Source organism: Ruminococcus sp. XPD3002 (assembly GCA_900119535.1).
GTDB classification, from domain to species: domain Bacteria; phylum Bacillota; class Clostridia; order Oscillospirales; family Ruminococcaceae; genus Ruminococcus; species Ruminococcus flavefaciens_H.
Window position 1 is genome coordinate 284,326 of sequence record FPJT01000004.1, and the last position, 10,034, is coordinate 294,359.

The window sequence follows — 10,034 nt, forward strand, 5'->3', positions numbered from 1 at the left end:
ATTTCCTCCTTTTGCCGCAATATCTGCGGCACTATCAATTTTTCCCTTTTCCGTTCCATGCACGGGAACGGTCTCTTTATATAATATTTATCAGCTGTTCTTCTTCGGAACGAACAGCATAATAAGCGGATATATCTCAAGACGTCCCAGAAGCATATCGAAGCAGAGGACTATCTTTGAGAACGATGACAGACCGCCGAGGTTTCCCGCAGGTCCGAAAGCGCCTACACCGAAGCCTATATTGTTCATACATGTTATAACTGCCGAAGCACTCTCTTCTATGGTGAAATTATCGAGAGTGATGAGGAGCAGAGATATGCACATAAGCATGATGAACAGTATCAGGTAGTTGCTTGCACCGCGGACAACGTCCTTTTCGACGGGTTTGCCGTCCATTTTTACTGTTGCAACAGCACGGGGACTGACTATGTATTTCAGTTCCTTGATGCCTGTCTTGATGATTATCATTATACGTGATACCTTCATACCGCCGCCCGTTGAACCTGCACAGGAGCCCACGAACATCAGGAGCAGCAGCAGTGTCTGCGAGAACATCGGCCACTGCGCCGTATCGGTAGTTGAGAATCCTGCGGAGGTTATGGTGGATGCGACCATGAAGAACGAATGTCTCAGTGAATCTCCGAATCCGTTATAGAGCTTCATGACGTTGAAGGTTATAATGAGCGTAGCGGCAATGATAATGCCGAAATACGTTCTTACCTCCTCGTTCTTGAAGGCAAGCGAGAACTTGCGGATAATGAGGTAGTAGTACAGGTTGAAGTTAACTCCGAAGAGGATTATGAATATCGCAACGACCATTTCAACGTAAACGCTGTTATAGTGTCCGATACTGTCACCCCACATGGAGAATCCGCCTGTACCTGCGGATGAACAGGCATGGAGCACAGCGTCATAGAGGGGAACTCCGCCGCACATGAGAAGCACTGCTTCCGCAACAGTAAGGGATATATATATACCGTAGAGTATTCTCGCCGAGAATTTCGACTTTGATACGAGTCTTCCTACGTTAGGTCCTGCACACTCAGCACGCATCATGTGCATTGTACGGCTGTCGTTGCTGGACATGACCGCCAGCACGAACATAAGGACTCCCATACCGCCCAGCCAGTGGGTGAAGGCTCGCCAGAAAAGACATGACTTCGACATAGCTTCAACGTCCGAAAGGATAGTAGCGCCTGTAGTCGTAAAGCCTGAGACGGTCTCGAAGAGAGCGTCGGGATAGTGGGGTATCTCGCCCGAGATAACGAACGGCACAGCACCTATCAGTGACATTGCTATCCACGATGCCGCAACACTGACAAATCCCTCCATAGAGAATATGGCATTGTTCTTTGGTTTCTTCGCCGTTATGATAAGTGATACTATCATAAGTGCCGCAAATGGTATTCCGAAAGATGTTATAACATGGTCCTCACCGTAGATGAGTCCGACGATTATGGGAAGCAGCATGAAAAGTCCAACGACCTTAAGTATCTGTCCCATAATATAGATTATCATTTTATAGTTCATATAGTCCGGCAGCGCTCCTTAGTCAAAAATATCACTGAGATTGACAAGGCCTTTGTTTGTTGTTACGACAACAACGCTGTCGTTTATCTTAAGGCAGTCGTCACCCTTCGGTATGATGAGTTCGTTTCCTCTTGCGATGCTTGCAATGAGAACATCATCCCTTATCTTAAGTTTCTTAAGGGGAACGTCAACGTAGTCCTTCGGCTCGCGGATAATGAACTCGATGGCTTCCAGTCTGTCATTTACAAGACGGTAGAGGGTAGTGATATTATTGCCCTGAGAATTCTGCTTTGCACGGACATACTGGAGAATCTGGCTGACGGTTATGGACTTCGGCGAGATAATGCTGTCCAGGTCGAGAGTTTCGGTAAGCTGCATAAGAGTCATTCGGTTTACCTTTGTTACGACCTTTTCAACGCCGTTGTTCTTTGCAAGGAGTGAAAGAAGGATGTTCTCCTCGTCGATGCCCGTAAGAGTTACAACAGCATCCGCATCGTACACTCTCTCCTCCTTAAGAAGATCGTGGTCGGTACCGTCTCCGCAGCAGATGCTTACCTTGTTGAGACGTTCGCTGAGTTCCAGACACCGCTCCTTGTTTATCTCGATAATCTTGACCTTTACGCCCATTTCACGAAGCTGCTGTGCAAGGTGGTAAGCCACTCGTCCTCCGCCTATCAGAACTGCCGATTTTACACGTTTTTCACGGTATGCGGCACTGATGCTCTTGAAGAACTTGACCATAGCGCTGTGTGAAGCGGTCATATGTATCTTGTCTCCTGCACGGAGAATGAAATTGCCGTTAGGGATAATAAGTTCCTCGCCGCGCTGAACCGCACAGATGAGAACGTCCAGTCTAAGGCGGCGTGAAAGCTGTGTAAGAGCGAGATTTTCAAGGATGCTTCCCTTGGTTATACGTATCTCTGCAAGGTCCACTCTGCCCTTTGCGAAGGACTCGATATTGATAGCCTCGGGGTATCTCAGCACCTTTGCTATCTCATTTGCGGCATTGTAATCGGGATTTACCATCATACTGATGCCCAGTTCCTCACGCATGAAGACCATCTGCTTATCGAATTCGGGACTTCTTACTCTTGCGATACAGTGTCTCGCCTTCATTTTCTTTGCGATAAGACAGGAGAGGATATTGACCTCATCCGAGCTTGTAACGGCAATGAAGATATTTGCCTTGTCAACGTTGGCTTCGCTTAGTATCTCTGTCTGAAGGCAGTTTCCTGCGATTCCCATTACGTCGAAATCGTTTGTAAGGCTCTTTATTCTTGCCTCGTTTTTATCTATTATAGTTACGCTGTGTTCGCCGCTGAGGACCTCTGCAAGGGCGCTGCCCACTTTTCCTCCGCCGACTATGATAATTTCCATATTTCCTCCATCGAGCATATATTTATCTGTGCAAAACACAGATATATTTACTCATTATAATTATACCCCTCTGTCTTATATTTGTCAATACAGCAAACCATATAAAAAAAGAGGCTGACGTTTGGTCACGTCAACCTCATGTTATTCAGTACGCGATTGTCAAAAAAGTATGGATTCATCAAGGAACGCCCTCTCTTGCAGGGCGTTCCCTCTTTCAAAACAGTCCACCGGACTGTTTTGAAATTCACCCTTTGCTGAGCGCCTTGTTAAGTGAGGGGCGTTGCCCCTCCAACCCCACCAAAGGCTCTGCCTTTGGAATCCGCTAAAGGGGTAAAACCCCTTTAGAATCCCAGCCTGATAATACAATTACATCAACTCGCAGATAAGATTCGAGAACTCAACAGGATTCTCTATATCCATTCCCTCAATAAGAAGTGCCTGTGTATAGAGCAGCTTTGCGTACTTGCCGAGCTTTTCGCTGTCCCCCGAATCGCTGAGCGCTTTGAGCTTTCCGTATATCTCATGCTCCGGGTTTATTTCAAGAACTCTCTGTGCCTTAACCTTCTGGTCGGAAGGCATCGAATTGAGTACCTTCTCCATTTCAAGAGTGATATCACCCTCGGTGGAAATGCATACAGGGTGAGTCTTAAGGCGCTGAGAGAGAACTACCTTGCTTACCTTGCCTTCAAGTGCTTCGCCGAGAGTTTTGAGCATATCTGTGCTCTCCTCTTCCTTAGCCTTGATCTCCTCCTGCTTTTCTGTATTCTCTATGCCGAGATCGTCCGAAGAAACGTTTCTGAACTCCTTCTCCTTATAGCTGTGAAGTGTACGCATAACGAACTCGTCGACCTTGTCGGTGAGGTAGAGTATCTCATAGCCGTTATCCTTTACAAGCTCGGTCTGCGGGAGCTGTTCAAGACGCTCGATGCTGTCGCCTGCGGCATAGTAGATGTATTTCTGATCCTCGCGCATACCTGTTACATATTCATCAAGTGTAACAAGCTTCTTCTCGTTGGATGATGTGAACAGCAGAAGATCCTGAAGCTTCTCCTTGTTCATGCCGTAGTCGCTGTAAGCGCCGTACTTAATCTGAAGTCCGAATGCCTTCCAGAATTCCTCGTACTTCTCACGGTCTTTTTTCAGCATCTTCTTGAGTTCACTGCTGATAGTCTTTTCGATGCTCTTTGCTATTACCTTGAGCTGTCTGTCATGCTGGAGCATCTCACGGGAGATATTGAGTGAAAGGTCCTCGGAATCAACAAGTCCCTTTACAAAACTAAAATAATCGGGGAGAAGGTCAGCGCACTTGTCCATTATGAGAACGCCGTTTGAATAGAGCTGAAGTCCCTTTTCGTAGTCCTTGGAATAGAAGTCAAATGGCGCTCTGCCCGGAATGTAAAGGAGAGCATTATAGCTCGGAACGCCTTCATTCTTTACATGAGCGTACTTCAAAGGCTCTGTATAGTCATAGAACTTCTCTGTGTAGAAGTGTTTGTAGTCCTCTTCCTTAAGCTCCGATTTGTTCTTCTTCCAGAGCGGAACCATGCTGTTGAGAGTTTCAACCTCGACGTAGTCCTCATATTCAAGAGGCTTCTTTGCTTCCTTGTCCTCCTCGGACTGCTCCTTCGGTCTGCTGTGGCTGACTTCCATTTTAACAGGGAAGCGGATATAGTCGGAATATTTCTTGACGAGTCCCTTTATCCTGTACTGGTCGAGGAACTCTGTATAGTTCTCATCCTCTGTATCATCGAGCATTTCAAGGATTATCTCTGTACCTGCATTAGCCTTCTCTGCTTCTGTAATGGTATAGCCGTCAACGCCTTCCGACTCCCACTGATAAGCCTTGTCGCTTCCATAAGCCTTTGTTATGACTGTGACCTTCTTTGCTACCATGAACGCAGAATAGAAACCTACACCGAACTGTCCGATTATCTGGTTATCCTCTTCAAGCTTATTCTCGTTCTTGAACTTGAAAGAACCGCTGTTTGCGATAGTACCGAGGTTGTTTTCAAGCTCCTCCTCGGTCATGCCGATACCGTTATCGGATATCTTAAGTGTACGGCTGTCTTTATCGGCTGTTATCCATATAGCGAAGTCGTCCTTGTTAAGACCTACCTTGTCATCTGTAAGGGACTTGAAATAGAGCTTGTCGATAGCATCGCTGGCATTGGATATGAGCTCTCTGAGGAATATCTCCTTATGTGTATAGATCGAGTGGATCATCATGTCAAGAAGTCTTTTGGACTCTGCTTTGAACTGTTTTGTTTCCATATTAAACATCTCCGTAATAGAATTAGCACTTAACAAACAAAAGTGTTAGCACTCGGATGCTCCGAGTGCTAAATACAGTGTACCACTTTGCAGAAGTCAAGTCAAGTCCGAAAAGGAATATTTACAATTTGTTCACATTTGCAAACTGCACTTCGTTCCTTATTCTGCGTTCTTTTTGTTTACCCAGTGAAACAAATCCTCTCATTTTCAAAAAAAGTCAAGAATAATATTGACTTATTTCCGTGAAGATAGTATAATTGATATGTATGGAATATACTTATTTATTAATTCATTAATCATATAATCATGGAGGTATATTAAAATGAGCAGAGTTTACAACTTCAGCGCTGGCCCTGCTGTTCTTCCTGAAGAAGTTCTTAAGGAATGTGCAGAGGAAATGATGGATTACAAGGGATGCGGCATGTCCGTTATGGAAATGTCACACCGTTCAAAGGTTTATGATGAGATAATCAAGGACGCAGAGAAGGATCTCCGCGATCTTATGAATATCCCCGATAACTACAAGGTGATCTTCGCTCAGGGCGGTGCTTCTCTCGTGTTCGCAGGCGTTCCTATGAACCTTATGAAGAACAAGAAGGCTGCTTATATAATCACAGGTCAGTGGGCTAAGAAGGCAGCTCAGGAAGCAGAAAAGTACGGCGAAGTAGTAAGAGTTGCTTCTTCTGCTGACAAGACTTTCTCTTATATCCCCGATTGCTCAGACCTCGACATCCCCGACGATGTTGACTATGTTTACATATGCGAGAACAATACTATCTACGGTACAAAGTTCTGGGAGCTTCCTAACACAAAGGGCCACGAGCTCGTTGCTGACGTAAGCTCATGCTTCCTCTCAGAGCCTGTTGACGTTTCTAAGTACGGCGTTATCTACGGCGGCGTTCAGAAGAACGTTGGCCCTTCAGGCGTTCAGATCATCATCGTTCGTGAAGACCTCATCGCTGACGGTCCTGCACTCGACATCACTCCTACTATGATGAACTGGAAGATTCAGGCTGATAACGAGTCTCTCTACAATACTCCTCCATGCTACGGTATCTATGTTTGCGGCAAGGTATTCAAGTGGATCAAGAAGATGGGCGGACTCGAGGCTATGAAGGCTCATAACGAGAAGAAGGCTAAGATCCTTTACGATTTCCTCGACCAGAGCAAGATGTTCAAGGGTACTGTTGAAAAGAAGGACCGCTCTCTCATGAACGTTCCTTTCATCACAGGCAACGAAGAGCTCGACAAGAAGTTCGTTGCAGAGTCCAAGGCTGCAGGCTTCGAGAACCTTAAGGGCCACAGAACTGTCGGCGGTATGCGTGCTTCTATCTACAACGCAATGCCTATCGAGGGCGTTGAGAAGCTCGTTGCTTTCATGAAGAAGTTCGAGGAAGAGAATTCCTGATAAAATCCAAGAAAATGACCTCCGCTGAGACTATCGGCGGAGGTATATATCATATATGAAAGGACTGAACTGAAATGTTCAATATACAGACTCTTAATAAGATCTCACCGATCGGTACTGACGTATTCGACAAAACCAAGTACACTATCGCTGATGAGCCAAAGAACCCCGATGCTATCATGGTACGTTCCGCTAAGATGCACGATATGACTTTCGGCGACAAGCTTATCGCTATCGCTCGTGCAGGTGCAGGCGTAAACAACATACCTGTTGACCGCTGCGCTCAGGAAGGTATCTGTGTATTCAATACTCCCGGCGCTAACTCAAACGCTGTTAAGGAGCTCGCTATCTGCGCTCTCCTCCTCTCTTCAAGAAAGATCGTAGAGGCTGCTCAGTGGTCCGCTTCACTTAAGGGCACAGAAGATGCTCCTAAGACTGTTGAAAGCGGTAAGAGCAAGTTTGCAGGTCCTGAGATCTCAGGCAAAACTCTCGGTATCATCGGTCTCGGTGCTATCGGCGGTAAGATCGCTAACGCTGCTGAGGCTCTCGGCATGAAGGTAATCGGTTACGATCCATACCTCTCTGTCGGCGCTGCTCTCCACCTCGATCCTACTGTTGAGATCGTTAAGGATATCAACGATATCTACAAGAGAAGTGATTACATCACGATCCATATGCCTTACACTCCTCAGACAAAGAATACTATCGATGCTGAGCAGATCGCTATGATGAAGGACGGCGTTCGTCTTATCAACCTCGCAAGAGGCGAACTCATCAACAGTGAGGCAGTAGTTAAGGCTATTGCTGATGGTAAGGTTGCCAAGTACGTTACAGACTTCGCTGATGATACAGTTCTCGGCGCAGAAAACGTTATCGTTCTTCCACACCTCGGCGCTTCAACTCCCGAAAGTGAAGATAACTGCGCTGCTATGGCTGCTGAGGAGCTCATCGATTACCTCGAAAAGGGCAACATCAAGAACAGCGTTAACTATCCTAACCTTTCTATGGATGCTCAGGGTACTAAGATCTGCGTTATCCACAAGAACGTTCCTACAACTATCGCTTCAATTACTACTGTTGTCGGTAACGAGGGTATCAATATCGAAAACATGGCTAACGCAAGCAAGGGCGATTTCGCTTACACTATGCTCGACGTTACTGGCGATGTTCCTGCATCTGTTGAGGGCAAGATAAATGCTGTTGACGGCGTTATCAGAGTAAGAGTTATCAATAAGTAATAATTCACTACAGCTAATACAATTAAAGCCATAGCACTTTTTACAGGTGCTATGGCTTTTCAGTTATATAATGTATAGAATAAAGGAAATAATCTGCACAAAACAAAAAGGACTGCATTTGCAGTCCTTTGATAATGTGTCGGCATTGAAATAGTTTCCCGGGCCTTTGATACTGCCGAATAAATAAGATATCCAGATGATTTCATATTAACCACCCTAACAACAATGGCGGTCAGCTTTAAACTGACCGCCATTGTTCATTGTTCAAGAGAATGTGACATGTAATAATCCTGTATGCTAATCTCAACAAATTTCTTATTTAACAGTTCCTTATCAACACCCCACGTTTTAATGATATAACTAGGATAATCATAATATAAATTAAAACCATCCATAACATTATCAGTATTGCTGTTATTAGATAAATGTTTATAGATAGAATAATCACAATATTCCGTATATGGCAGTGAAATGACTTCAATAACTCTAGAATTAGATTCGAATTGCTCTTTTACATAATCAATTCGAAGCTGATCTACAAAGTAATTAGATATGTAAATATCTGAAAGTATGAAACATATAAAAGAAAAGAACACAGACAATACATAACTTATCGACTTTAACTGTATAGAGGAAATAACACCAAACATCTCCATAAGAAGGGTGCCTGCAGTAAGGCCCCAGAATATGTAGGTAGCAAAGAAACAGCGAGGAGTTATCGGTTTAACTACTATAAAAGGTGCTGTAACAATGATAACAGAGCATATTAAGAAACTAACCTTAATAAATCTGGATAAATCAAGCAAAACAAATGACATATAAACAATACCAAGCATATATATAAATGCAAAAGCAAGCAAAATCGCATTTACTCTTAATGCAGGAGTCATTGAGATCAAACCGCAAAACACCTGAGAAAAAGCTGAATAAGCAGCATATGCAATTATAACAGGAAGAAAAATTTTTGCATATTTAGGAGCACCTTTAGAATTAAGAGAATGATATTTTTTATAAAATAAAACCGTAATTGATACAGCAATTGCAAGATGAATAAAAAGGAAGGAATGACTGAATGCCGTAGATATGTCTCGATATAACGTTGAAAAAATATCGCTAAAATCGAATTCAAAAGTTCTTAATCCGTGTTGATCGCCTTTATCTGATGCAATCTGATGATAATTCGGGTTTAAGAACATTATCACTGTACCAACAATCGAACCTACTAAATAAGAAATATGCATGATATGTAATTTCTTAAACCGAACATAAGAAAAAATAACTGTAAAAACAGCAAGAACATTATTATAAATAGTAATATTTTCCAAACATAGAGCACTTATAAAACCAAGTAATAAAAATAATACTGAGCTCCACACAGGTAAATTGCATTGATTACCATTAAAAAGAGGAATAACAAAATTAATATATATAAGTGTTAAAACAATCGAAACAATATAATTAGTAAATCCAGATATCCAGAGAGTGGTAAGCATAGCAATACCAGAAGGTACAAGCATAATACAAAGTCCTGATATTAAATATGTCATTAATGATGATTTTTTTGAAGTCTTAAGAACATCAGCAATAAGGAAAAAAAGTGCAACAAGGAATGGAACACAAAATAAAGGTCTAAAAATTGGTACTTTAATAACATAATACGTAATAAAATTAGTAAGATATCTGCCATTCAAATCACTATCACCAAAAATCTCAGAAATAGTATCTAAAGAACTCCACCAATAGTCATCACCGGACATAACAAATGTACAACATTGAATAATAGCATATAACATAAATATTCCGCATACAATAAAAGTAAACTTATTTTCTTTGATCTTATTAAGCATATCACACCTCCGAATAAATAACAAAAAAGCCTGTTCAAAAGAACAGGCTAAAAATGTGTCGGCATTGAAATAGTTTCCCGGGCCGTCACCAGCCAAGTATCGTCTTCGCGGCAGAGCTTAACTTCCGTGTTCGGAATGGGAACGGGTGTGACCTCTGCGCCATAAACACCGACTTTGAAAACTGAACAGCTTTTGTAATACTTAGAACTCTTTACATGAATCAAAAGGAAAAGCCCTCGACCGATTAGTACCTACAAGCTGAACATGTCACCATGCTTACACTTCAGGCCTATCAACCTCATAGTCTTTGAGGGGTCTTACTCTTACGAAGGGATATCTTATCTTAAGGTCGGCTTCACGCTT

General features: G+C 43.1%; 6 protein-coding genes and 2 rRNA genes. 2 read left to right on the forward strand and 6 right to left on the reverse strand.

What is annotated here, in order from left to right; translation table 11 throughout:
- Nucleotides 1-90 precede the first annotated feature (90 nt).
- From BT127_RS05615 to htpG, 3 genes are all read right to left on the reverse strand, one after another.
- Complete coding sequence (locus BT127_RS05615) at nucleotides 91-1,530, reverse strand: TrkH family potassium uptake protein (protein ID WP_075424043.1); 1,440 nt, start codon at nucleotides 1,528-1,530, stop codon at nucleotides 91-93.
- Between the two features lie 18 nt (nucleotides 1,531-1,548).
- A complete protein-coding gene (gene trkA / locus BT127_RS05620) occupies nucleotides 1,549-2,907 on the reverse strand; it encodes a Trk system potassium transporter TrkA (RefSeq protein WP_075424044.1) in 1,359 nt (452 codons plus the stop codon).
- A gap of 366 nt (nucleotides 2,908-3,273) precedes the next feature.
- Nucleotides 3,274-5,178 (reverse strand): molecular chaperone HtpG, encoded by a 1,905-nt coding sequence (htpG, locus tag BT127_RS05625; protein ID WP_075424045.1) that lies wholly within the window; start codon nucleotides 5,176-5,178, stop codon nucleotides 3,274-3,276.
- 322 nt (nucleotides 5,179-5,500) lie between these two features.
- On the opposite strand from htpG, the gene serC reads away from it, so the two are divergent.
- Nucleotides 5,501-6,586: a 3-phosphoserine/phosphohydroxythreonine transaminase gene (gene serC / locus BT127_RS05630; RefSeq protein ID WP_075424046.1), complete on the forward strand. Its 1,086-nt coding sequence runs from the start codon at nucleotides 5,501-5,503 to the stop codon at nucleotides 6,584-6,586.
- 74 nt (nucleotides 6,587-6,660) lie between these two features.
- Nucleotides 6,661-7,824, forward strand: coding sequence for a phosphoglycerate dehydrogenase (locus BT127_RS05635; RefSeq protein WP_075424047.1), 1,164 nt, complete (start codon nucleotides 6,661-6,663; stop codon nucleotides 7,822-7,824).
- Nucleotides 7,825-8,081: 257 nt separating this feature from the next.
- On the opposite strand, the gene BT127_RS05640 is transcribed toward BT127_RS05635, so the two are convergent.
- From BT127_RS05640 to BT127_RS05650, 3 genes are all read right to left on the reverse strand, one after another.
- Nucleotides 8,082-9,671, reverse strand: coding sequence for a DUF6056 family protein (locus BT127_RS05640; protein WP_075424048.1), 1,590 nt, complete (start codon nucleotides 9,669-9,671; stop codon nucleotides 8,082-8,084).
- A gap of 56 nt (nucleotides 9,672-9,727) precedes the next feature.
- Nucleotides 9,728-9,844, reverse strand: a 5S ribosomal RNA gene (rrf, locus tag BT127_RS05645).
- A gap of 50 nt (nucleotides 9,845-9,894) precedes the next feature.
- Nucleotides 9,895-10,034 (reverse strand): 23S ribosomal RNA (locus BT127_RS05650); the annotation flags it as partial.

What these genes read in the sequence shown, in the direction of transcription:
- BT127_RS05615 (WP_075424043.1), bottom strand. Translation starts at nt 1,530, where the DNA reads ATGAACTATAAAATGATAATCTATATTATGGGACAGATACTTAAGGTC.
- trkA (WP_075424044.1), bottom strand. Translation starts at nt 2,907, where the DNA reads ATGGAAATTATCATAGTCGGCGGAGGAAAAGTGGGCAGCGCCCTTGCA.
- htpG (WP_075424045.1), bottom strand. Translation starts at nt 5,178, where the DNA reads ATGGAAACAAAACAGTTCAAAGCAGAGTCCAAAAGACTTCTTGACATG.
- serC (WP_075424046.1), top strand. Translation starts at nt 5,501, where the DNA reads ATGAGCAGAGTTTACAACTTCAGCGCTGGCCCTGCTGTTCTTCCTGAA.
- BT127_RS05635 (WP_075424047.1), top strand. Translation starts at nt 6,661, where the DNA reads ATGTTCAATATACAGACTCTTAATAAGATCTCACCGATCGGTACTGAC.
- BT127_RS05640 (WP_075424048.1), bottom strand. Translation starts at nt 9,671, where the DNA reads ATGCTTAATAAGATCAAAGAAAATAAGTTTACTTTTATTGTATGCGGA.